Source organism: Curvibacter sp. CHRR-16 (assembly GCF_018474005.1).
In the GTDB taxonomy this organism is placed as follows: Bacteria; Pseudomonadota; Gammaproteobacteria; order Burkholderiales; family Burkholderiaceae_C; genus Allorhodoferax.
This window is the reverse complement of record NZ_JAHCSH010000009.1, coordinates 1-22,198: the sequence shown is the minus strand read 5'-3', so window position 1 is coordinate 22,198 and position 22,198 is coordinate 1. Positions and strand designations below refer to the sequence as shown.

General features: G+C 55.6%; 19 protein-coding genes and 2 tRNA genes. 11 read left to right on the top strand and 10 right to left on the bottom strand.

What is annotated here, in order from left to right:
• Genes KIK84_RS15895 through KIK84_RS15885 form a run of 3 tightly spaced genes read right to left on the bottom strand, consistent with a single transcriptional unit; the run spans position 1 to position 5,006 of the window.
• Positions 1-1,062 (bottom strand): cell division protein ZipA C-terminal FtsZ-binding domain-containing protein, encoded by a 1,062-nt coding sequence (locus KIK84_RS15895; protein WP_214124103.1) that lies wholly within the window; start codon positions 1,060-1,062, stop codon positions 1-3.
• Positions 1,063-1,081: 19 nt separating this feature from the next.
• Positions 1,082-4,594 carry a chromosome segregation protein SMC gene (smc, locus tag KIK84_RS15890; RefSeq protein WP_214124102.1) on the bottom strand — a complete coding sequence of 1,171 codons (3,513 nt, stop codon included), beginning with the start codon at positions 4,592-4,594 and terminating at the stop codon, positions 1,082-1,084.
• 34 nt (positions 4,595-4,628) lie between these two features.
• Entirely contained in the window at positions 4,629-5,006 is a 378-nt protein-coding gene (locus KIK84_RS15885; RefSeq protein WP_214124101.1) for a hypothetical protein, read from the bottom strand.
• A gap of 65 nt (positions 5,007-5,071) precedes the next feature.
• On the opposite strand from KIK84_RS15885, the gene dapC reads away from it, so the two are divergent.
• Genes dapC through KIK84_RS15855 form a run of 6 tightly spaced genes read left to right on the top strand, consistent with a single transcriptional unit; the run spans position 5,072 to position 12,374 of the window.
• A complete protein-coding gene (gene dapC / locus KIK84_RS15880) occupies positions 5,072-6,280 on the top strand; it encodes a succinyldiaminopimelate transaminase (protein WP_214124100.1) in 1,209 nt (402 codons plus the stop codon).
• A gap of 47 nt (positions 6,281-6,327) precedes the next feature.
• The gene (gene dapD, locus KIK84_RS15875; RefSeq protein ID WP_214124099.1) at positions 6,328-7,152 is read left to right on the top strand and encodes a 2,3,4,5-tetrahydropyridine-2,6-dicarboxylate N-succinyltransferase; all 825 of its coding nucleotides are present in this window, start codon (positions 6,328-6,330) and stop codon (positions 7,150-7,152) included.
• Positions 7,153-7,203: 51 nt separating this feature from the next.
• The gene (locus KIK84_RS15870; protein WP_250208047.1) at positions 7,204-8,376 is read left to right on the top strand and encodes a PilT/PilU family type 4a pilus ATPase; all 1,173 of its coding nucleotides are present in this window, start codon (positions 7,204-7,206) and stop codon (positions 8,374-8,376) included.
• Positions 8,373-9,536: a succinyl-diaminopimelate desuccinylase gene (dapE, locus tag KIK84_RS15865; RefSeq protein ID WP_214124098.1), complete on the top strand. Its 1,164-nt coding sequence runs from the start codon at positions 8,373-8,375 to the stop codon at positions 9,534-9,536. The genes KIK84_RS15870 and dapE overlap by 4 nt, the downstream gene beginning before the upstream one ends.
• A complete protein-coding gene (gene prmB, locus KIK84_RS15860) occupies positions 9,533-10,432 on the top strand; it encodes a 50S ribosomal protein L3 N(5)-glutamine methyltransferase (RefSeq protein WP_214124097.1) in 900 nt (299 codons plus the stop codon). Before dapE ends, prmB begins: the two co-directional genes overlap by 4 nt.
• 4 nt (positions 10,433-10,436) lie before the next feature.
• Positions 10,437-12,374 (top strand): ABC-F family ATP-binding cassette domain-containing protein, encoded by a 1,938-nt coding sequence (locus KIK84_RS15855; protein ID WP_214124096.1) that lies wholly within the window; start codon positions 10,437-10,439, stop codon positions 12,372-12,374.
• A gap of 128 nt (positions 12,375-12,502) precedes the next feature.
• Here KIK84_RS15855 and KIK84_RS15850 read toward each other — a convergent pair.
• The 7 genes from KIK84_RS15850 to KIK84_RS15820 all read right to left on the bottom strand — a co-directional run bounded on the left by KIK84_RS15850 (position 12,503) and on the right by KIK84_RS15820 (position 17,073).
• Positions 12,503-12,578, bottom strand: a tRNA-Lys gene (locus KIK84_RS15850).
• Between the two features lie 5 nt (positions 12,579-12,583).
• A tRNA-Lys gene (locus KIK84_RS15845) sits at positions 12,584-12,659 on the bottom strand.
• A gap of 83 nt (positions 12,660-12,742) precedes the next feature.
• Positions 12,743-13,504: a tRNA threonylcarbamoyladenosine dehydratase gene (locus KIK84_RS15840; RefSeq protein WP_250208046.1), complete on the bottom strand. Its 762-nt coding sequence runs from the start codon at positions 13,502-13,504 to the stop codon at positions 12,743-12,745.
• Between the two features lie 8 nt (positions 13,505-13,512).
• Positions 13,513-14,319 (bottom strand): tol-pal system protein YbgF, encoded by an 807-nt coding sequence (ybgF, locus tag KIK84_RS15835; protein ID WP_214124094.1) that lies wholly within the window; start codon positions 14,317-14,319, stop codon positions 13,513-13,515.
• 9 nt (positions 14,320-14,328) lie between these two features.
• Positions 14,329-14,889, bottom strand: a complete 561-nt coding sequence (gene pal / locus KIK84_RS15830) for a peptidoglycan-associated lipoprotein Pal (RefSeq protein WP_214124093.1) — start codon at positions 14,887-14,889, stop codon at positions 14,329-14,331.
• A 27-nt stretch (positions 14,890-14,916) separates the two neighbouring features.
• Positions 14,917-16,179 carry a Tol-Pal system beta propeller repeat protein TolB gene (gene tolB / locus KIK84_RS15825; RefSeq protein ID WP_214124092.1) on the bottom strand — a complete coding sequence of 421 codons (1,263 nt, stop codon included), beginning with the start codon at positions 16,177-16,179 and terminating at the stop codon, positions 14,917-14,919.
• 9 nt (positions 16,180-16,188) lie between these two features.
• Positions 16,189-17,073 (bottom strand): glycosyltransferase family 2 protein, encoded by an 885-nt coding sequence (locus KIK84_RS15820; protein ID WP_214124091.1) that lies wholly within the window; start codon positions 17,071-17,073, stop codon positions 16,189-16,191.
• A gap of 31 nt (positions 17,074-17,104) precedes the next feature.
• Between KIK84_RS15820 and KIK84_RS15815 the strand changes: the two genes are divergently transcribed.
• From KIK84_RS15815 to KIK84_RS15795, 5 genes are read left to right on the top strand one after another with little or no spacing between them, the layout of a single operon-like run.
• A complete protein-coding gene (locus KIK84_RS15815; RefSeq protein WP_214124090.1) occupies positions 17,105-17,875 on the top strand; it encodes a glycosyltransferase family 2 protein in 771 nt (256 codons plus the stop codon).
• Positions 17,876-17,879: 4 nt separating this feature from the next.
• A complete protein-coding gene (gene msbA / locus KIK84_RS15810; protein WP_214124089.1) occupies positions 17,880-19,625 on the top strand; it encodes a lipid A export permease/ATP-binding protein MsbA in 1,746 nt (581 codons plus the stop codon).
• Positions 19,622-20,338 carry a polysaccharide deacetylase family protein gene (locus tag KIK84_RS15805; RefSeq protein ID WP_214124088.1) on the top strand — a complete coding sequence of 239 codons (717 nt, stop codon included), beginning with the start codon at positions 19,622-19,624 and terminating at the stop codon, positions 20,336-20,338. Before msbA ends, KIK84_RS15805 begins: the two co-directional genes overlap by 4 nt.
• Complete coding sequence (locus KIK84_RS15800; RefSeq protein WP_214124087.1) at positions 20,335-21,222, top strand: DUF6492 family protein; 888 nt, start codon at positions 20,335-20,337, stop codon at positions 21,220-21,222. Before KIK84_RS15805 ends, KIK84_RS15800 begins: the two co-directional genes overlap by 4 nt.
• A 9-nt stretch (positions 21,223-21,231) precedes the next feature.
• Complete coding sequence (locus KIK84_RS15795; RefSeq protein ID WP_214124086.1) at positions 21,232-22,029, top strand: hypothetical protein; 798 nt, start codon at positions 21,232-21,234, stop codon at positions 22,027-22,029.
• Positions 22,030-22,198 lie beyond the last annotated feature (169 nt).

Below are 22,198 nucleotides of genomic sequence, written 5' to 3'. Positions count from 1 at the left end.
TTAACTAAATAAGCGACGCGCTTGGGGCGAACCTGCCTTGAGGTCGTGCTGCTCCAGCGCAGCGTACAGCCCTTGCAGATCGTTCGCAATAGCATCCAAGCTGGGCTCCAACAAGGGATTGCCTTGGTCGTCAGTCACCACGCCATCCATCTGCACAGCCAAGGCATTGGCCACAGCGCGCATGCGTTCAAAGGGGCGTTCGTCTTGTGCCACATGGGCCACATCGAGCTGCAGCGTCAGCGCACGAATGGCGCTGTGCAGCGGATCATCGGACAGCGCTACTTGGGAATCGAATTGCAGCACCAGCACGGGGGGCAAACCTTCTTGCGCCGTGGGCAACACCAGGCGACCGGGGATCACACCAGCCACAAAGCCCTGCTGGGCCACGCATTGCTGGATGAATGGAATGCTCCAAGCAGCGCTGCGGGCACGGATGCTGAAAGCCAGCTGCGCATCGTGGGCGCTGGCAAACTGATCCAACTCTTTGGCACGCGCCACTTCGTGCAGCATGTCGGGAAATTCGGGCGAGGCCGACAAAGCATCGGCAAAGGCTTGGGTTTTGGCGACGAACTCAGAAAACTCGATCTCATTGAGCGCCCCCGAGCGGTTGGCCAACTGCACGCCAACCTGAAAACCACCATAGCGCTGCCCCACCGCGGGCAATTCCCACAGCAGCGACTGCAGGTTGTAGCCCTCCACCAGCATGGGTTTGGAGCCTGCGCGCAAGCTAGCAGGCAAGGCAGCCAAGGCCACCTCCCCCAGCACCGCGGGGGTATGGGGATCCAGCGCCACAGTGGCGATAACGTCGATAAGGGCATCCATGGCTGGCTTACGCGGCTGCAGGGAAGCGGGTTTGGCACTGCCAAACTCGTCCAGCATGGACTCCATGGGGACGGTGTCGGGCATGTCGTCACCGTGCAGGCTGGGCTCTTGCTGCGGGTCAGCACTGGGGTGCTGGGGTTGACGCGGCGTGTTGCGGCGCGAAGCCCAAGCGCTGTGGGCCACCATGGCAGCGAGCACCACGCCGCCTGCCACTGCCAGTCCTAGTTGAAGAGTACTCATGGTTTGACTATCGGTTGATTCAAGCATGGGCCATGGAAACGGCGGACTCCATATCCACCGCCACGATGCGGGAGACGCCTTGCTCCTGCATGGTGACGCCGATGAGCTGCTCGGCCATTTCCATGGCTATCTTGTTGTGGCTGATGAAGAGAAACTGGGTTCCCTTGCTCATGCTGGCGACCAACTTGGCATAACGCTCGGTATTGGCATCGTCCAGCGGCGCATCCACCTCGTCCAGCAAGCAAAACGGTGCTGGGTTGAGCTGAAAAATGGCAAACACCAGCGCGATGGCGGTGAGCGCCTTCTCCCCGCCCGAGAGCAGGTGAATGGTTTGGTTTTTCTTACCCGGCGGCTGGGCAATAACTTGCACGCCGGCATCCAAAATTTCTTCTCCGCTCATGACCAAGCGGGCATTGCCGCCACCAAAGAGCTCGGGGAACATACGGCCAAAGTGGCTGTTCACCTGGTCGAAGGTGCTTTGCAGCAACTCGCGGGTTTCGCCATCGATCTTGCGGATAGCGTCTTCCAGCGTGTTCATGGCTTGGGTCAGGTCGGCGTTTTGTGCGTCGAGGAACTGCTTGCGCTCACGCGCCGCAGCCAGTTCGTCCAGCGCAGCCAGGTTGACCGCGCCCAAAGCGGCAATCTCGCGCATGAGGCGCTCAATCTCGGATTGCAAACCGAACAAACGCACGCTGCCATCGGCAATGCTTTGCTCCAGCAGGGCCATATCGGCATTGGCTTGCGCCAATTGCTTGTCAAATTGTTCAAAGCCCAAACGCGCGGCTTGCTCTTTGAGCTGGAATTCGGTGATGCGCTGGCGCAGTGGCTCCAATTCGCGCTCCAACTGCATGCGGCGCTCATCGCTGGCGCGCAGTTTGTTGGTCAGGTCGTCGTATTCGCTGCGGCGCGCGGCCAGCTCTTGCTCGCGCTGCATTTTGAGTTCCAACGCGCTTTGCAGGCCGCCTTGGGCGGCGGCATCACTCAGGCGAGCCAACTCGTCTTGGGCGCGCTGCATTTCATCGTGCAGGCTGCGGCTTTGCTGATCTGCCGTCTCCACCGAGCGGGCCAACTCGGCTTGGCGCGCCTCCAAGGTGCGCTGGGCAAACTGGGCCTCTTGGGCTTGGCGCTCCAGTGTGCGCTGCTGCTCGCGGGCTTGTGCCAAGCGGCGCTGGGCATCGAGCACTTTTTCTTCCAACTCAGCATGGCGCTCTTGGCTTTCGGCCAGCTGCATATCCAGCGTTTCAAAGCGCCCTTCGGCCTCGGCCTTGCGCTCTTGCAGGTCTTCCATTTGTGCGGTGATTTCGGCCATATCGGCCTCGATCTGGGCGCTGCGCGAGCGGCTTTGCTCCAGTTGCTGTTGCAGTTGCAGCACTTGCACCTGCAAGCCGTGGGCACGGGCTTGGCTGTCACTGGCGTCTTTGCGTGCGACCACCAAACGCTGGGCGGCCTCGGCGTAAGCGGCTTCGGCGCGGGCCAGCGCCGTGCGGCTCTCATCGGCCATCAACTGCTGGGCACGCAATTGCTTTTCCAAGTTTTCAATCTCTTGCGCACGCGCCAGCATGCCCGCTTGCTCGCTGTCTTGGGCATAAAAGCCCATGCTGTGCGCGCTGACCCAGTGGCCAGTCTTGACATAGATGGTTTGCCCGGGCTGCAACTGGCTGCGCTGGGCCAATGCGTCCTCCAAACTGTTGGCGGTGAAGCACGCGGCCAACCAGTCGGCCAGTACGGCGCGCTGGGCGGCATCGTGCACGCGCAGCAAGTCCACCAAGCGGGGCAAAGTACTGGCAGGCAAGGCACCACTGGCGCTGGGTGGGCTGTAAAAGCTCAGCTTGGCAGGCGGTGCATCGCTGGCAAAAGAGCGCAGCATCTCTAGGCGCGACACTTCCAGTGCCGAGAGGCGCTCGCGCAGAGCGGATTCGAGGGCGTTTTCCCAGCCAGGCTCTATGTGCAGACGGCTCCACAGTCCTTGCAAATGGTCCAGCCCGTGCTTGGCCAGCCAAGGCTGCAATTTGCCATCGGTCTTGACCTTTTCTTGCAGAGTCTTGAGGGCTTCCAAGCGGGCGGACAAATCGGCCATCTTGGCCGCTTCATCGTTCACGGTTTGCTGCTGGATGCGGCGTGCTTCGTCCAGTTGGGGCACGCTGTCTTGCAAGTCCTGCAGGCGGGCATTGGCCACTTCAGCGTCTTCTTGCACAGCATCCAGTTCGGCTTGGGATTCGCGCAAGCGGCCTTCGTCGGGCATTTGCAGGTTGTTACGGTCGGCGCTCAGGCGCTCCAAACGTTGGTTCAGTTGGCGCAGTTGCTCGTCCATATTGCGCTGCTCCACGGCCAGCACTTGGATGCTTTGCTGCACCTGGGTGACGCTGTGGCGCTGCGTATTGGCCGCTTCCTGGGCGCGAGCCACGGTATCTTCTTGGTCGGGCAGTTGCATAGACTGCTCCTCCACTTGGGCTGCCAGCATTTCGGCTTGCTCTTGCCCGTGCGCGGCCAGCTCGGCCAAGCGTTCGGTTTCGGCCAAGGCATCCTCACGGCGCACGGCCCACTGGTCTAGCTGCTCTTGCAGGGTGCGTAGGCGTTGCTCCACGCGCTGGCGGCCTTCCACGACAAAGCGGATTTCGGCCTCCAAACGCCCCACATCGGTGCTGGCTTCGTACAACAGCCCTTGGGCTTGGTTGACCTTGTCGCCTGCGGCGTAGTGCGCTTGGCGCACGGTCTCCAAGTCGGCCTCGATGTGGCGCAGATCGGCCATGCGGGCCTCCAGCGCGTTGACGGCAGCCAGCCCGTCGGACTGCACCTTGGACTGGTCGGCCAGTGCCTCTGCGCGTTTGAGAAACCACTGCTGCTGCTGCTTGAGCGTCACCTCGGCCTGCAGCGCGTTGTACTTTTGCGCTACCTCGGCCTGCTTTTCCAGCTTGTCGAGGTTGGCATTGAGTTCACGCAGGATGTCGTCCACGCGGGTCAGGTTCTCGCGCGTGTCGTGCAGGCGGTTTTCGGTCTCGCGGCGGCGCTCTTTGTATTTGGAGACGCCCGCGGCTTCTTCGAGGAAGAGGCGCAGCTCTTCAGGCTTGGATTCGATGATGCGGCTGATCGTTCCCTGCCCGATGATGGCGTAAGCCCGAGGCCCCAAACCCGTGCCCAGAAACACGTCTTGCACGTCGCGGCGGCGCACGGGCTGGTTATTGATGAAGTAGCTGCTGGTGCCGTCACGCGTGAGCACGCGCTTGACGGCGATTTCGGCAAACTGGTTCCACTGGCCACCGGCGCGCCCTTGCTCGTTGCTGAACACCAATTCCACGCTGGCGCGACTGGCCTGCTTGCGGGTGGTGGTACCGTTAAAAATAACGTCCTGCATGGACTCGCCACGCAATTCGCTGGCCTTGCTCTCACCCAGCACCCAGCGCACGGCGTCCATGATGTTGGACTTGCCACAACCGTTGGGGCCGACCACTCCCACCAGCTGCCCCGGCAGCATGAAGTTGGTGGGTTCGGCAAAGGACTTAAAGCCCGAGAGCTTGATCGAATTCAGGCGCACAGCAAAGCAAGCAGGCTAGTAAAAAAGGGGCGGATCATACCGGGGTCTGCAAATAGTGCCGGATCTCATCGGCCAATTGCTGCAGGTGGGGTCGCACTTCGTTAAACAGCATAGTGACCCCTGCCACATCCCCGGTTTTGCAAGCTTTTTCCGCTGCACTCAGGCGAACGGCCAAGTCTTGGACACAAAAAATGGGCAAAAACCCTTTGAGCGGATGCAGCAGCGTTTGTGCCCCTGTCACATCGCCAGCTAAGAGGTAGTCGGCAATCGCTTGCAAATCCCCCTCCAAACTGCCCAGCACCATGGCCAGCATATCCCGCACGATGGAAATATCGTCCAACTGCTCAAGCGCAGTCGCCGTATCGAGCCAGCGGTATGCGTCCGTGGCAGTGGTAGCTGATTGGTCTGGCATGGTGGCGTTACATCCTCATCACAATATGGCCCGAGTGTACCGAGGAGTCGAGGATAATTTCGGCCATGAATCCGTATCTCTCCCGCCTGCAGGCCTATCCGTTTGAGCGCCTGCGCCAACTATTTGCTGGCATATCCCCCAACACCGCTTATCGCCCTATCAGCTTAGGCATCGGCGAACCCCGCCATGCCACCCCCCAACTGATCAAGGACGCCTATTGCCAAGCCATTCAAGGCACGGGTTTGGCGGGCTACCCTGCCACAGCGGGCGACCCCGCACTGCGCCAAGCGATTGGCCGCTGGCTAGAACGCCGCTATGGCTTGCAAGTGGATGTGGCGACCCAAGTGCTACCCATCAACGGTTCACGCGAGGCTTTGTTTGCGTTTGCGCAAACTGTGGTGAACGGCCAACGCGATGCGGCCAGCAGTGCCACGCCCTATGTGGTGTGCCCCAACCCTTTCTACCAAATTTACGAAGGCGCAGCCTTGCTAAGCGGTGCCCTTCCCTACTTTGTAGCCAGCGACCCTGCGCGCAATTTTGCGGCCGACTGGGATAGCGTCCCAGCCGATGTCTGGCAACGCACCCAGTTGCTGTATGTCTGCTCGCCGGGCAACCCTGCAGGTGCGGTCATGCCCCTGAGCGAGTGGCAAAAACTCTTTGCCTTGAGTGACCAATATGGTTTTGTGATCGCATCCGACGAGTGCTACAGCGAGATTTACTTCCGTGATGAAGCGCCATTGGGCGGCATGGAAGCGGCGACCAAGCTGGGTCGCCACGATTTTCGCAATTTGGTGTCCTTCACCAGCTTGTCCAAGCGCAGCAATGTGCCGGGCATGCGCAGCGGCTTTTGCGCGGGGGATGCCAAGCTCATCCAGCAATTCCTGCTCTACCGCACCTACCATGGCAGCGCCATGAGCCCGGTGGTGCAAACGGCCAGCATTGCCGCGTGGGACGACGAAGCCCACGTGGAAGAAAACCGCGCGCTTTACCGCACCAAGTTTGCCCAAGTCACCCCCATGCTCAGCAGCGTGCTCGACGTGGCGCTGCCCGATGCCGGCTTTTACCTGTGGGCCAAAGTAGAGGGCAGCGACACCGACTTCGCCCGCGATCTGTACGCTCAATACAATGTGACCGTTCTGCCTGGCAGCTATCTGGCCCGCGAAGCACAGGGCTACAACCCCGGTGCCCAACGCATCCGGATGGCACTGGTGGCCGAAACCGCCGAGTGCGTGGAAGCCGCCCAGCGCATTGTTCAGTTCGTTCAAAACCGTTGATTTGAGCCTTTGACTTTTCTTTTCCTTACCTACCTGTTTTCAGCACCATGAGCCAACAACTGCAATCCATCATCGACACCGCTTGGGAAAACCGCACCAGCATTTCCGCCGCATCGGCCCCCGCCGAAGTGCGTGAAGCCGTAGAACATGTGCTCAGCGAACTCGACAGCGGCCGCCTGCGCGTGGCCACCCGTGAAGCGGTGGGTCAATGGTCGGTGCACCAATGGATCAAAAAGGCCGTGCTGTTGAGCTTTCGCCTCAACGACAACGCCGTGATCACCGCTGGTGACCTGGGCTTTTACGACAAAGTACCCACCAAGTTTGCCGGCATGAGCGAAGACCAACTCAAAGCCACCGGCGTGCGCGTAGTGCCACCGGCTGTGGCTCGTCGTGGCAGCTACCAAGCCAAAGGCGTGATTTTGATGCCCAGCTACGTGAACATCGGAGCCTATGTGGACGAAGGCACCATGGTGGACACATGGGCCACGGTAGGCTCGTGCGCGCAAATCGGCAAGAACGTGCACTTGTCGGGTGGTGTAGGCATTGGCGGTGTACTTGAGCCGCTGCAAGCCAACCCCACCATCATTGAAGACAACTGCTTCATCGGCGCGCGCTCTGAGATTGTGGAAGGCGTGGTGGTGGAAGAAAACTCCGTCATCTCTATGGGTGTGTACATCGGCCAAAGCACCCCGATTTACGACCGCGCAACAGGTGAGACCACTTACGGCCGCGTTCCTGCAGGATCGGTGGTGATTTCTGGTAGCCTGCCCAAAGACGGCGGCCGCTACAGCCTGTATGCAGCCATCATCGTCAAGCGAGTGGACGCACAAACCCGCGCCAAAACTTCGCTCAACGATTTGCTGCGCGACTAAACCCCGCGCTAGGGCGGCCTATCTTCACCTCATTACCTAGGGATTGTTGCCATGAGTAGCTTGCCCCCGCCATCTGGCACCATGGAGCGCATTTTTCGCTTGATGAGCGAGAAACGCGCTTCCGATGTGTATTTGTCCGCCCATGCGCCTGCGCTGATCAAAATCAATGGGCAATGCGTGCCCATCAACAACCAGACGCTGACAACCGATGCACCGCGCAATTTGCTCACCGAAGTGATTACGCCCGAGCAAATGCAGCAGTTGGATCGCGAGGGGGAGCTCAATATCGGTATTCCCATGCCTGGGGTGGGCCGTTTTCGTTTGAGCGCGATGCGCCAGCGTGGCACGATTGCCGCTGTGATTCGCTATGTGTCGGTAGACATTCCGCCGCTTGAACAATTGCAGCTACCGGCTATCTTGTCCGAGTTGATCATGGAAAAGCGCGGCTTGGTGCTCATGGTGGGTTCCACCGGTGCGGGCAAGAGCACGACGCTGGCCTCCATGATCGACTACCGCAACGAGCGGGTACCTGGCCACATCCTGACGATTGAAGATCCGGTCGAGTTTTTGTTCCGCAACAAAAAAGCCGTGGTCAACCAACGCGAAGTGGGAACGGACACTGCATCGCTGCAAATTGCGCTGAAAAACGCCCTGCGCCAAGCGCCTGATGTGATCTTGATCGGCGAAATTCGCGACCAAGAAACCATGTCAGCAGCCATTGCTTACGCCCAATCGGGCCACTTGTGCTTGGCCACCTTGCATGCTAACAACAGCTACCAAGCCTTGAACCGGATTTTGAACTTCTACCCTGTCGAAGTGCGTCCCACCATGCTGGGTGACTTGGCTGCTGCCCTCAAGGCCGTGGTGTCGCAGCGCTTGCTGCGCACCACCCAAGGGCTGCGGGTGCCGGCGGCCGAGGTGCTGCTCAACACCAAGCTAATCGCCGAGCTGATTGCCAATGGAGACTTCTCTGGCGTGCGCGATGCGATGGAGAAATCCATGGCCGAAGGCTCGCAAACCTTTGAGCAAGACATTGCCCGCCTGATCACCGGTGGATCTGTCGATCGCAACGAGGGCTTGGCCCATGCCGACTCGCCTACCAACCTGTTGTGGCGTCTGCAAAACGAGTTCAAACCCACCACTAAAACCACCAAAAAGGCGGAGTTTTTGGAGGAGGAGGAAGCCTCTTTCACCGAAATCACGCTGGATATCAAGTCCGAATGACACCTACCCTCGATCTGGTCGAGCAACTGATTGCCAGGCCATCTGTGACCCCTGATGATGCGGGTTGCTTGGATATTTTGTGTGCACGCCTGCGCCCACTGGGCTTTGAATGCGATCTACTCACTTACGGCCCTGTGGACGCACCTGTGACCAATCTGTGGGCCAAACGCACAGGCCGACTGGGGACTGAAGGCCGTACCTTGGTGCTAGCAGGCCACACCGATGTGGTGCCCACAGGCCCGTTAGAGCAGTGGAGCTCCCCGCCCTTTGTGCCCAGTTACCGCGATGGCAAGCTATTTGGCCGTGGCACCTCGGACATGAAGACCTCGCTGGCCGCCTTTGTGGTAGCCGTTGAAGAGTTTTTGCAAACCAATCCCGATCCAGCACTCAATCTGGCTTTTCTCCTGACCAGCGACGAAGAAGGCCCCGCAGTCGATGGCACGGTGGCGGTGTGCAAGACTTTGCAAGCACGCAGCGAGCGGCTGGACTACTGCATTGTGGGTGAACCCACATCGGTGGAGCGCACAGGCGACATGATCAAAAACGGGCGCCGTGGCACCATGAGCGGCAAGCTCACCGTACACGGCATCCAAGGCCACATCGCCTACCCCCACTTGGCGCAAAATCCCATCCATTTGCTGGCCCCGGCACTGGCGGAATTGGTCGCCATCGAGTGGGACAAGGGCAACGACTTTTTCCCGCCCACTAGCTGGCAGGTCAGCAACATCCACGCGGGCACTGGTGCCAGCAACGTGATTCCCGGCCAATTGGTGGTGGACTTCAATTTCCGCTTTTCCACCGAATCCACGCCCGAAGGGCTGCAGCAACGTTTGAGCGCTGTACTAGACAAACACGGCCTGCGCTACGACTTGCGCTGGACAGTTGGCGGCTTGCCTTTCCTGACCCGCCCCGGCCCATTGGTCGATGCCGTGCGCCAAGCCATCACCACCGAAACGGGCTTGCAAACCCAACTCTCCACCACTGGTGGCACCAGTGACGGACGCTTTATCGCCCAGATATGCCCCGAGGTGATTGAACTGGGCCCCCCCAACGCCACCATCCACCAAATCAACGAGCACATCGTGCTGGCTGATGTGGAGCCACTGAAGAATATTTACCGCCAGACACTGGTGCTGCTGGAACAACGCCAGACCGCATGACCGCCCCCACTACCTTGCTGGCTCTGGTTCAGCACACTGCCCAAGCGCTGGAGCAAGCGCAAGTCCATTTCGGCCATGGCACCACCAATGCGTGGGACGAGGCTGCATGGCTGGTTTTGCACAGTCTTGGGCTGCCGTTGGACACCCCCTTGGAGGGCTCCGAATCACAAGCCAATCGGCCTGTAACGCCCGTGGAATATGCTGCCGCAGCTACTCTTTTAGGAGCACGCACCAGCAGCCGCAAACCACTGGCCTACCTCATCAAGCAGGCTTGGCTGCAAGGCGTACCGTTTTACGTGGACGAGCGCAGCATCGTTCCGCGCTCGCTGATTGCCGAGTTGCTGGCCGATGGCTCCCTGGACTACTGGCTGAGCGAGTCGACCCAGCGCGTGCTGGATCTGTGTACGGGCAATGGCAGCTTGGCCGTGCTCACTGCCATGACCTACCCAGACGTGGTGGTGGATGCATCGGACTTGTCACCAGAGGCCTTGGAAGTGGCCCGCATCAACGTGGCGCAGCACCAGTTGCAATCGCGCATCACCTTGCTGCAAAGCGATGGCCTGCATGCGCTGACAGGCCCCTACGATCTGATTGTCTGCAACCCACCCTATGTGAACGCTGACAGCATGGCCGCCCTGCCCGCCGAGTACCAAGCCGAGCCGGCCATGGCGCTGTCGGGCAATTTGCAAGGCGGTGCAGATGGCATGGATTTCATCCGCCCCCTGCTGGCCGATGTGGCCCGGGTGCTGTCGCCTATCGGCGTATTGGTACTCGAAATTGGCCACGAGCGTGCTTACTTTGAGAACGCCTTTCCTGAACTCAACCCCATCTGGCTAGAAACGAGCGCCGGATCGGACCAAGTGCTGCTGCTCACACGCGACGCACTCAACACCTGACACCATGATCAACCTCAAAAACATCACCCTGCGCCGCGGGGTGAAGGTGATATTGCAAGACGCCAGCACCACCATCAACCCCGGAGAAAAAGTCGGACTTGTGGGCCGCAATGGTGCGGGTAAGTCCACAGTATTTGCCTTACTCACTGGCCGCCTGCACGAAGACAGCGGCGAGTTCAGCATTCCGCCGCACTGGCGCATGGCACAAGTGGCGCAGGACATGCCCGAAACCGAAGAGCCCGCTACCGACTTTGTGGTCGATGGCGACTTGGTGCTTGCAGCCGCTCGGGCCGAAGTCAAAGCTGCCGAAAGTGCCGAAGACTACGAGCGCATGGCCCACGCCTACACCGCCTTGCACGATGCGGGTGAACACGATGCGCCGGCACGTGCCCAAGCGCTGCTGATGGGTTTGGGCTTTACACATGCGCAACTGATGCTGCCGGTCAACAGCTTCTCCGGTGGATGGCGCATGCGCTTGCAACTGGCCCGCGCACTGATGTGCCCGAGCGACCTGCTGTTGCTCGATGAGCCAACCAACCACTTGGACTTGGACGCCTTGGTCTGGCTAGAAAGCTGGCTGCGCAAGTACGAGGGCACGATATTGGTGATCAGCCACGACCGCGAGTTTTTGGATGCAGTCACACAGGTGACGGTGCACATCGACGCGCAAAAACTGGTGCGCTACGGTGGCAACTACAGCCGCTTTGAAGACATGCGCGCTGAGCAACTAGAACAGCAACAAGCGGCCTACTCACGCCAGCAAGACAAGATCGCCCACCTGCAAAAGTTCATCGACCGCTTCAAAGCCAAAGCCAGCAAAGCCAAGCAAGCGCAAAGCCGCGTGAAGGCCCTCGATCGCATGGAGCGCATTGCACCTCTACTGAGCGAAGCGGATTTCCAGTTCTCATTTTTGGAGCCCGCCAACATCCCCAACCCCATGCTGGCCCTCTCGGGGGTGGATGTGGGTTACCCTGCCGAAGAAAGCGTGGAGGGAGCGCAGGCCAAGGTCATCGTGCACAACATCCAGCGCTCGGTGCTGGCGGGGCAGCGCATCGGCATCTTGGGTGCCAACGGGCAAGGTAAATCCACGTTGGTCAAGACGATTGCCCGCACGCTCAGCCCCGTGCAGGGCACCGTCACCGAGGGCAAAGGCTTATCCATCGGCTACTTTGCCCAGCAAGAGCTCGACGTGCTGCGCCCCGATGACTCACCCCTACAGCACATGATTCGCTTGGCCCGTGAGCTGGCCCACAGCGATGGCGGCAGCCGCAATGACCGCGAGCAAGATTTGCGCGGCTTCCTAGGCAGCTTCAATTTCACCGGCGACATGGTGCACCAGAGTGTGGGCAGCATGAGCGGTGGTGAGAAAGCCCGCTTGGTGCTGGCCATGCTGGTATGGCAGCGCCCCAACCTGCTGCTGCTGGACGAGCCGACCAACCACCTGGACTTGGCCACCCGCGAAGCGCTGGGCATGGCACTCAACAGCTTTGAAGGTACCGTGATGCTGGTCAGCCACGATCGATCACTGCTGCGCTCGGTATGCGATGAATTTTGGCTGGTCGGACAAGGGGCTCTGAAGCCGTTTGATGGTGACCTGGACGACTACCAGCAGTACCTGCTGGACGAAGCCAAACGCCAGCGCGAAGCCTTGAAAGCCGAGCAACAAGCCAAACGCCCTGCCCCCACTACCCAGGCCCAAGCCATCAAGCCTGCGCCTACGGGCCCCAGCCCGGAGCAAGTGCGCAAGTGGAAAAAAGAACTGGCAGCCACTGAGCAACAGATGGCCAAAGTACAAGCCGAGGTGGCGACTTTGGAGCAGCGCTTTGCCGACAACGTGCCTGCCGATGAAATGGCCCAAGCGGGTAAACGCCACAAAGTGTTGACGCAAGAATTGGCGCAGCTAGAAGAAAAGTGGCTTGAATTGAGTGGCTTGCTGGAGTAAGACCAGATACACCGTGAAGCGGTACAGCACACCTGTACCCTGCTCATGCAACTTGGGGCTGCGTCTGTCCGCCACTTACTCTCAAGAGAGACAATAAAAAAAGCCCTGCTCAGCAGGGCTTTTGAATTTGGTGGGTCCTGAGTGACTCGAACACTCGACCTACGGATTAAGAGTCCGCTGCTCTACCAACTGAGCTAAGAACCCAAATTTGGTGGGTCGTGCAGGATTCGAACCTGCGACCAACGGATTAAAAGTCCGCTGCTCTACCAACTGAGCTAACGACCCGCCTAACAGACATCAAACAATCAACTTATAGCTGCGTTGTCATCTGCGGAAACCAAGATTCTACACAGATTTTTCGAACCAGATCAAGAAACAGCAGATATTTTGTTCAGAACCCATCCCGCAGCGCACAAACCGAATGTGGCGGTAACCGTGACTGATGAGCCATAGCCGTGGCAGTTGAGTGAGCCATCACCTTGCAAGGCACAACTGGCATCGGCAGGCTTGACAGTCTCAGGGCTGAAGACCACCGGCACCCCCATGTTTTTGCCACTGCGAGAGGCTCCATAGTGCTTGCGCAAGCGGTAGCGCAGCTGAGCCAACAAAGGATCATGGGTCGCATGGGCAATATCGGCGATATCCACTTTGTGACCACTGAGCTTGCCACCTGCCGCGCCGACAGCGATGAACACCGTTTTGGTTTTAATGGCCCAAGCAGCCATGGCAGTCTTGGCTGCAACTTGGTCACATGCATCAATAACGGCATTGGCACCCGGCGGAACCAGTTGTTCCCAATTGGCGGGATCCACAAAATCGTCCACGCAATGAACTTGGCATTGCGGATTGATGAGTGCGATGCGTTCACGCATGGCCTCTACCTTGGCTTGTCCGACAGTGCTACTCAGGGCATGAATCTGGCGGTTGATATTGGACTCGGCAATGTGGTCCATATCGATCAGGGTCAGTTGCCCTACCCCGCTGCGAGCCAAGGCTTCAGCCACCCAACTGCCTACCCCACCGATGCCCACTACCACCACATGGGCGGCACGGATACGCTGAGCGGGTGTAACACCGTACAAGCGCTCCAATCCACCAAAGCGGCGAGCGTTGTCATCGGTGTGCTCCATATCAGCCATTACTTGAGCTTAGTCGCACGGCTCTTAGCCACACTGGCGGCATCGGTACCGGGGTATTTGGCCTGCACGTCCTCAAACGTCTTTTTGGCCGCCTTGGTGTCCTTCATTTCCAACTGTGAATTGGCCACAGTCAGCATGGCCTCTGGTGCACGCTGGTGGGTAGGTGCAGCAGTCAGTAGCTGGCGCAAGGTCGTGATGGCGTCTTTGTAATTCTTGACTGCGTATTGGGCACTGCCCAACCAGAACAAGGCAGAAGGCTTGTAGCCGCTACTGCCATACCGATTCAAGAAGTCGGTAAACAGCGTTTGGGCGGCATCAAAATCCCCTTGGCGCAGCGTCGCCAGAGCAGACTCGAAATCCTTTTTCTCAGTTTGCTGTGCTTTGAAGCTCTGCCCGTCTACGGTCACAGTCAGAGGCTCCAAATTGCGCAGGCGTTCATCGGTGATTTGATTGGCATCACGCAATTGGCGTTGCAAATCACTCACGTCTTTGCTCAACTGCTCATTCTGACCACGCAGCTTGGCCTGATCGGCTTTAATTTGCTCCAACTGATTCAAAATGTCTTGCAGGCTCTGGCGCAGGCCATTGACCGCATTGGACTGCTCTTGTTGTGCACCAGATAGTTCTTGCGCGGTTGTAGACTGTTTGCGGTCTGTTTCAGCACGCAACTCTTCCACTTTTTGACGCAGATCCAAGATGGCGCGACGGGCTTCATCGTCTTCAAACAAACCAGCCGAACTGGTTCCTGAAACGACGAGCAAAGCCAGTGCCAACGCACTGGTCTTGTAGGCAAATGGTTTGGACATGGCTGTACTTCAGCGGTAAGTGAATTCAACACGGCGGTTTTTGGCCATGGCGTCTTCGGTGCCGCCTTGGGCTGCTGGCTTTTCCTTGCCAAAGCTCACGGCTTCCATTTGCGTATCAGAAACGCCTTGCAAGGCCAAGGCTTTGCGCACGGCTTCTGCCCGTTTTTGTCCCAGTGCGAGGTTGTATTCACGGCCACCACGCTCATCGGTATGCCCTTCAAGATTGACTTTGCGAGCAGGGTTTGCTTTGAGGAATTTGGCGTGAGCCTCAATCACGGGCTGAGCCTCCGTGCGCAGAACATAGCTGTCAAAATCAAAGTACACCACCCGTTCGGTGGTTTTGAGGAAAGCATCGACCGAGCGTTGGGCTTGGTTCACATCTACACTGGCCACATTGCTTTGGGAAACGGCGGTGCCAGTATTGGCATCGCTGGCACTGGAGTTGCTCGCATTGATCGCGCTGGCCGGTGTGCCAGAACGGTCTTCAACTTGCACGTCATTGAGTTTGACCGAAGAACCGCAAGCAGACAAAACCAATGCTGCGGTCAGGGTGAGTACATAGCGTTTCATGGTGTAGTTCTCCTTAATGCCAGTGCGTTATTTCAATACGGGGCCCCAATCGGGCTCGCGAATGTCTCCAAATTGGCCAGCCAAGCGAGCCTTGATCTTGCCGTCAACCGTGGTGGTCATCAAGGCCTCTTTGCCTTGTTGCACGGTGGCGTACATGATCAAGCGGCCATTGGGCGAGAAACTGGGACTCTCGTCTGATGCGGTGTCGGTAATGGCTTGGGCCACACCAGAGGCCAGATCCATCACATGCAGTTTGAACTGCCCATTGACTCGGGACACGTAAGCCAGATACTTTCCATCGACACTGAGGCTAGGAGAAATGTTGTACGTACCATTGAAGGTGACGCGTTCTGCATTTCCACCGGTTACAGGCATGCGATAAATCTGGGGAGAGCCACCACGGTCACTCACAAAATACAGGGTTTTGCCATCCGCTGTGAAAACAGGTTCAGTGTCGATAGAACCAGACTGAGCCAGTCGTTTGGGCTCGCCACCATTGGCATCCATCAGGTAAATCTGCGAAATGCCATCGCGGGTCAAGGTCACTGCAACTTGACGACCATCCGGAGACCAAGCGGGAGCACTGTTTGACCCCTTGAAGTTGGCTAGCAAGCGGCGTTTGCCTGTCGCCACTTCATGAACATACACCACGGGCTTGCGGGATTCAAAGGACACATACGCCAATTGCTTGCCTGAAGGCGACCACGCAGGGGAAATGATGGGCTCAGGGCTACTCAAAGCACTTTGCGCATTTTCACCATCGGCATCGGCCACCCACAAGTTGTACAAGCCACTGCTTTTGGTGATGTAGGCAATGCGGGTAGAAAAGACGCCTTTGTCTCCGGTGATTTTTTCATACACGTAGTCGGCAATGCGGTGGGCGGCCAAGCGCAAATCCGCTGCAACCACCACATGGCTTTGACCGCCCAAGTCTTGTCCTTTGGCTAAATCCCACAAGCGAAAACGCACGTCAAAGCGACCATCGGCCAGTTTGGTGATACTACCCACTACCGCAGCATCCGATCCTTTTTGGCGCCAAGCCGCCAAATCCATGCGCGCAGCTTCGTCCCAAGTACCAGCAACAGGGCTGGATCCACGAAACTGGCCGCTACGCTCCAAGTCTGCTTGGACAACGGCAGACACTTTTTGGGGGCTGCCCTCTTCTGCTTTGAACTGTGCAATAGCAATTGGCACTTGGGTCAAACCAACACCAGTCACTTCCACCCGAAATTGCGCAGCAGCCAGCGATGTGGCCAACAAAGCGCAGACAAACAAAATCAGCTTTTTCATGCTTACAAATTATCTCCAACTTGTGAGGCGCATCTGGTCATAGCCAGTGGCCTGGTGTAAACCCAGTTCAGCCTGGACTAGGCCCGTTCGAGAACGCTCATGCACCTTCTGTGCATTGTGGTTTTCGTGGTCGCGCTGGGCTTCCTGATGCCAGAGGTGATAAACCTCGGTGGCGGCAAAGCCATTTTTGCGCTGCAGTCCTGCATTGTGCAGCCGCAGAACGAAGTCGGCATCTTCATGCCCCCAGCCAACAAAGGTTTCATCAAAACCGTTGACAGACCAGTAGTCATCACGCCAAACGCCCATATTGCAGCTACGAATGCCTTTCCATCGGAAAGTTCCTTGCACCCGGTACGCACCGTCCGGTAGGCGCAGCAAAGGCAGCCACTTGTTGCTGTGCTTGTACCAACGTTGCACCATCCAAAACCAGATGCCCTGCCCCAACCATCGGCGCGCATGCCGCATGAGATCTTGGCTGGCCACCGCAGTGAGCAAAACGCGACTACCGTTCACAAAGCAACCCCGTGCGCGTAAACGCCTATGCTGGGTAACGAAGTCACGCTCAGGCACGCAGTCCCCATCCAGCAGAACAATGTAGTTACCCTTGGCTTGGCTAACGCCCATATTGCGAACCTGCGCAGCGGTAAATCCCACATCGGGGTGCCAGATATGGCGAATGGACAAAGCACTGGCTTGTGCGTATTCGTGTATTGCTTGCACGTGCTCGGGGCGAGACCCGTCATCGGCCACGATCACTTCAAAAGCACGATCGGCTTGCCATTCCAAACCTTGGAGAACGGCTATTAAGGCATCACTGCGGTTGTACGTGGTGATGACAATCGAGATGAAATCACCCTCGGTTTTGGAATAGACTTGACTGCTTTCCTGCTTCATTTGGGAATGCTAACACCTTGGGCTACTACGCATGAGCGCTATCTCCGTCTATATCATTGCCTACAACGAAGCCGAGAAAGTGCGCCAAGCGGTCGAATCGGTACGCTGGGCTGATGAGGTTATCGTCGTTGACTCTTGGAGCACGGACGATACAGCCTCCATCGCAGAATCTCTGGGCGCACGTGTTGTGCAGGTCAAGTTCGAAGGTTTTGGCAAGCTGCGTAACAGCGCTATTGCGGCGTGTACGCATGATTGGATTTTCAGCCTTGATGCCGACGAGCGCTGCACGCCAGAAGCGGCCGCAGAAATCCGCAGCATTATCGAATCCCCTACTGCACTAGACGCCTACCAAACACCTAGACGCAATTTTTTCATGGGCCGCTGGATCAAGCACTCCGGCTGGTACCCCAACTACCGCCAGCCACAACTGTTTCGCAAAAGTGCTATGCGCTACGACGAAAAGCCTGTGCATGAAGGCTACGAGTTGCTGACAGACAAACCCTTGGGCGTTATGCGCAATGCCATATGGCAGTTCCCGTTCAAGAACATGGCTGAAGTGATGCACAAAGCCAACCGTTATTCCAGCTTAGGCGCTGAAAAAATCGTGCATAAACGCATCACCATGTGGTCGGCCCTGTTGCATGGCACATGGGCATTTTGGAAGCACTATCTATTTAAATTGGGTTTTTTGGATGGATGGCCAGGCTTTGTGATTGCTGTTGGCAATTTTGAAGGTACTTTTTATAGGTACGTAAAGGCACTGGAGATGCAGAAAAAAAACGAATGGCAACGACCAGAGTAAAGCCATGGATAAAGCCAACAATCAGACTGGTACTCAACTCTATTTGCGCCTTTTGGGTTACCTACGTCCGCACTGGAGAGTATTTTCATTAGCAATTCTGGGCATGGTAGGAACAGCTACCACTGAGCCAGTGTTTCCAGCGATCATGAAATACCTGCTAGATCATGGGTTCCAAGCTGAGCGAAGCGAAATTATTTGGGCCGCACCGATTGCCATTATTTTGCTGTTTTTGGTTCGTGGTTTGCTCGCCTTTACCACCAGCTATTTGATGTCGTGGATTTCTACCCAACTGGTGACCGATTTGCGTCGAGAGATGTTTGCAAAACTATTGCTTTTGCCGACCAAGACTTTTCACGACCAATCGGCAGGCACTCTCGCAACCCGTCTTCTTTATCATGCAGACAACGTCAACCAAGCTGCCACCACTGTCTTGGTCACAGCCATCCGAGAGTCATTTACCGCTGTCGCACTTCTCTGCTATTTGCTCTATCTTGATTGGAAGCTCACATGCATTACTTTGACGATTGGACCCCTGATCGCATTTGTCGTCCAGCGGTTTAACAAACGCGCACGTCAAGCAAGCCGAAATAGCCTCCATGCCATTCAGCAAATCGCACATACGATTGAGGAAGCTATCAACGCCAACAAAGTCATAAAAATTTATGGCGGCCAGCTTCGCGAGTCTGATCGTTTTAGGGCAGATACCGAACGATTTCGGCGCGCCATGATGAAAGAAACTGTTCCAGCCTCTGCTCTCACCCCCATAACCCACCTAGCGGCAGCACTAGCTGTGGCGATCATCACTTACTTGGCACTCAACCAGGGCACCCAAAACGGCACGCATAGTGCAGGTGGTTTTGCTTCCTTTATTACTGCGTTACTGCTCCTCATTGCACCAATCAAGCAACTAACCACTATTCACCCAATATTGCAAAGAGGATTGGCAGCTTGTGAGAGCGTCTTTAGTCTCCTAGATACAGCTACAGAAACCGATAAAGGGGTACTAAAACTCTCTTCAAATTTCAAAAAAATCGAGTTCAAGTGCGTCAACTTTCGCTACCCTAGCAGCGAAAAGTCGGCCATTACAGATCTGAGCTTCACCCTGCATGCTGGTCAAACTATTGCACTGGTGGGAAGTTCAGGCAGCGGCAAAACAACTATCGGTAACTTACTCCCACGTTTTTATGAAATCGACAGTGGCAGTATCGAAATTGATGAATGCGACATTCGCAACTTCTCTCTTCTCAGTTTACGTGCGCAGATCGCGCTAGTCAGCCAAGAGATTGTCCTATTCAACGATTCGGTCTATGCCAACATAGCCATGGGAATCAGTACCGAAACAAACCGTGAAGCAGTGATTGCTGCGGCACAAGCAGCAAACGCATGGGACTTCATTCAAGAGCTACCGCAAGGCTTAGATACCCGAATTGGCGAAGATGGAGCAAAACTATCTGGTGGGCAGCGACAACGCCTCGCGATTGCGCGAGCCATACTGAAAAACGCCCCTATCCTCATCTTGGACGAAGCCACATCGGCTCTGGACACAGAAAGCGAACGCGTTGTGCAAGCAGCTCTGGCCCAACTCATGAAGAATCGCACCACACTGGTCATTGCCCACAGACTCAGCACCATTGAAAAGGCAGATCAAATTCTTGTCCTGCACCAAGGTGCCATCGTCGAACAAGGTGTGCACACCGAGTTACTTCAGCGCGGCGGCTACTACGCCAATCTCAATCGAATGCAGCTATGAAAATACCGATACTGATGTATCATCAAATCGATGCGCCTCCGCCCAAAGGCACCGCTTTGCGGGGGTTGATCGTTGCTCCAAAGTCATTTGCATGGCAAATGCGCATGCTGCGGGTTATGGGGTACCGCGGCTTATCCATGCAAGACCTAATGCCATACCTGCAAGGTAAAAAAATAGGCAAAGTGGTTGGTATCACCTTTGACGATGGTTTCCAAAACAACTTGCAGCATGCACTACCCGTGCTGAAAAAAAATGGCTTTACTGCCACTTGCTATGGCGTAAGCCGTCAAATCGGTGGCAGCAATGTGTGGGATCTGGGGAAGGTTGCTCCCAAACCACTTATGACGCAAACGGATTGGAAAACGTGGGTTACGGCAGGCATGGATGTAGGGTCCCACACCTGCGACCATGCCAATTTGCCACAACTAACCGAGGACGAAGCATTCGCACAAATTAGCCTATCCCGCCACGAACTGGAGCAAGCAATAGGCTGTGAAGTCCGCCACTTCTGCTACCCCTACGGCTGGTACAAAGCAGAGCATGCACAAATGGTACGCGATACGGGCTATACAACGGCCACCACAACCAAGCGGGGCAGAGCCGAGGTCGGCGCTGACCTTTTTACTTTGCAGCGCATCATGGTTGCACGCGCGACCAATCCACTTCAGTTTTTCCTGAAAATCGCCACCACCTACGAAGACAAGCGTGCATGAGACCGTTCGTCCTTTATTGCAAGAGCTACAGCACCGACGTTAAACGCGTAGCTCGACTGGCCAAATCCATCGCCCAGTTCAACGTTGATAGCATTCCGTTTTATGTATCAGTACCACAAGCTGATATGACCCTTTTTGAAAAGTATTTAGCAGGGCATGACGTTCACATCATTAGTGATGAGTCTATTATTGAATGTAACCCCGCAATTGACCCTAAAAAACTCACTCAGATACCAGGAAGCCTTTCTCAACAGGTAGTCAAATCTGAGTTTTGGCGTTTAAATATATCAATCGCCTATCTATGTCTTGATTCGGATTGCATATTCATTCGCCCTTTTCGTCAAGATGAATTTATTACCCCTGAGGGGACCCCCTATACCATCATTGATGAAGCACATGATATTCTATATCCTGCTCTTTCTCAAAGAAAAAATAGCATAATAGAAAACTTCCGCCGCGAATCATTGGATGTACAGAAAGAGTTTGGCCGCAATGGAAAACATTACAGTTTTGGCCCTAATAGCCCTATTTGGGATAGACGTGTCTGGCTTAGTTTGGCTGAAAATTACATCAATCCAAGAAAAATATCATTCCTCGATTTAATAATAAAATCCGGGAATGAGCAACGCTGGTATGGTGAAGCCTTACTAAAATACAAAGCAATTGACCTACTCCCTTCGCAGCCAATTTTCAAGATGTATCACTACGCTTGGCAAATGAAATTTGACAAGCGTATTCACATCAATGAGGATGCGTTAAAAATAATATATTGTGGAGTTGTCTACCAATCAAGTTGGGAACGGGAAATGGATTGGCCATCAGAAGGTGGTAGCTCACTATCTAAGCTAGGCCGCAGAATTCGCAGAGCACTAGGCCGTACCTAATTAAATATCATGAAAAAATACCCTAACAGGCATCCGCATGAAATTCCAGTGCTGCTAACGTCAAGTGTTGTTGCACACGACACAGAAGTTCGATTACTTGATACCCAGGAAAGAATCCGCCTTGCACTCGAATCTGTTGGAAAATGGTTGGAAATGAATCCCCAACAACCATTGGTGCTTTGTGATGGCTCCAACTATGACTTTACCGCTGATGTAAAGTCCCTATTTCCAGACGCATGCATTGAGTGCCTACATTTTGAAAATAATCAATCCCTTGTTCGCCTACATGGTCGTGGTTACGGAGAAGGAGAAATTGTTAGCTTTGCGATAAAAAATTCAAAAATGATTGCAGATGCAGCTTGCTTTGCTAAATGCTCATCGAAACTGTGGGTAGAAAATTTCACAACCTGTGTTGAAGGATGGCATGGCCCTATATTGTTACAAGGAATTTTTCTAAACGCACTGACGCCCTGGCGAAAAACAATACTTTCTTATGTGGACACGCGATTTTATATAACAGAATTAAAGTATTACACAAGCCTCTTTAAAGACGCACACAAACGCATAAAAAAAGAGGAAGGCCATGGGCTTGAAAATGCATTTTTAGATATTGTTATTGAAAATGAAATAAAAAAAGTTTTTAGTGTGACGGCACCCGTCATCTGCGGCGTAGGCGGAGGGATTGGCAAATATTACAAAAATACTCGGGAAAGACGTCTCAAAGAATATTTACGTCTTTTAATTGTACGAAAAAATTTTTTCTTCAAAGATCTATTCTCAAAGAAAATTAAAATAGAAAATGACTAGAATAATTTACTATTGCCCAGCAATAAACACCCCCACAGGGGGCGACGTCCCCCCGTTTTCAGTAGCACTGGGCTTTGGAGTCCGGGGTTAATTTAACTGGTTTTGCATCAACGTCTTGGCGTAGGCTGACGGCGTCAAACCGCCAAGGGATCTCTTAGGCCTTTCTTCG

Coding starts and splice junctions, on each gene's coding strand:
- ybgF (WP_214124094.1), bottom strand. CDS start 14,319: ATGTCCAAACCATTTGCCTACAAGACCAGTGCGTTGGCACTGGCTTTG.
- KIK84_RS15870 (WP_250208047.1), top strand. CDS start 7,204: ATGAGTAGCTTGCCCCCGCCATCTGGCACCATGGAGCGCATTTTTCGC.
- tolB (WP_214124092.1), bottom strand. CDS start 16,179: ATGAAAAAGCTGATTTTGTTTGTCTGCGCTTTGTTGGCCACATCGCTG.
- msbA (WP_214124089.1), top strand. CDS start 17,880: ATGGATAAAGCCAACAATCAGACTGGTACTCAACTCTATTTGCGCCTT.
- prmB (WP_214124097.1), top strand. CDS start 9,533: ATGACCGCCCCCACTACCTTGCTGGCTCTGGTTCAGCACACTGCCCAA.
- dapE (WP_214124098.1), top strand. CDS start 8,373: ATGACACCTACCCTCGATCTGGTCGAGCAACTGATTGCCAGGCCATCT.
- KIK84_RS15800 (WP_214124087.1), top strand. CDS start 20,335: ATGAGACCGTTCGTCCTTTATTGCAAGAGCTACAGCACCGACGTTAAA.
- KIK84_RS15885 (WP_214124101.1), bottom strand. CDS start 5,006: ATGCCAGACCAATCAGCTACCACTGCCACGGACGCATACCGCTGGCTC.
- dapC (WP_214124100.1), top strand. CDS start 5,072: ATGAATCCGTATCTCTCCCGCCTGCAGGCCTATCCGTTTGAGCGCCTG.
- KIK84_RS15805 (WP_214124088.1), top strand. CDS start 19,622: ATGAAAATACCGATACTGATGTATCATCAAATCGATGCGCCTCCGCCC.
- KIK84_RS15815 (WP_214124090.1), top strand. CDS start 17,105: ATGAGCGCTATCTCCGTCTATATCATTGCCTACAACGAAGCCGAGAAA.
- dapD (WP_214124099.1), top strand. CDS start 6,328: ATGAGCCAACAACTGCAATCCATCATCGACACCGCTTGGGAAAACCGC.
- KIK84_RS15840 (WP_250208046.1), bottom strand. CDS start 13,504: ATGGAGCACACCGATGACAACGCTCGCCGCTTTGGTGGATTGGAGCGC.
- KIK84_RS15820 (WP_214124091.1), bottom strand. CDS start 17,073: ATGAAGCAGGAAAGCAGTCAAGTCTATTCCAAAACCGAGGGTGATTTC.
- pal (WP_214124093.1), bottom strand. CDS start 14,889: ATGAAACGCTATGTACTCACCCTGACCGCAGCATTGGTTTTGTCTGCT.
- KIK84_RS15855 (WP_214124096.1), top strand. CDS start 10,437: ATGATCAACCTCAAAAACATCACCCTGCGCCGCGGGGTGAAGGTGATA.
- KIK84_RS15895 (WP_214124103.1), bottom strand. CDS start 1,062: ATGAGTACTCTTCAACTAGGACTGGCAGTGGCAGGCGGCGTGGTGCTC.
- KIK84_RS15795 (WP_214124086.1), top strand. CDS start 21,232: ATGAAAAAATACCCTAACAGGCATCCGCATGAAATTCCAGTGCTGCTA.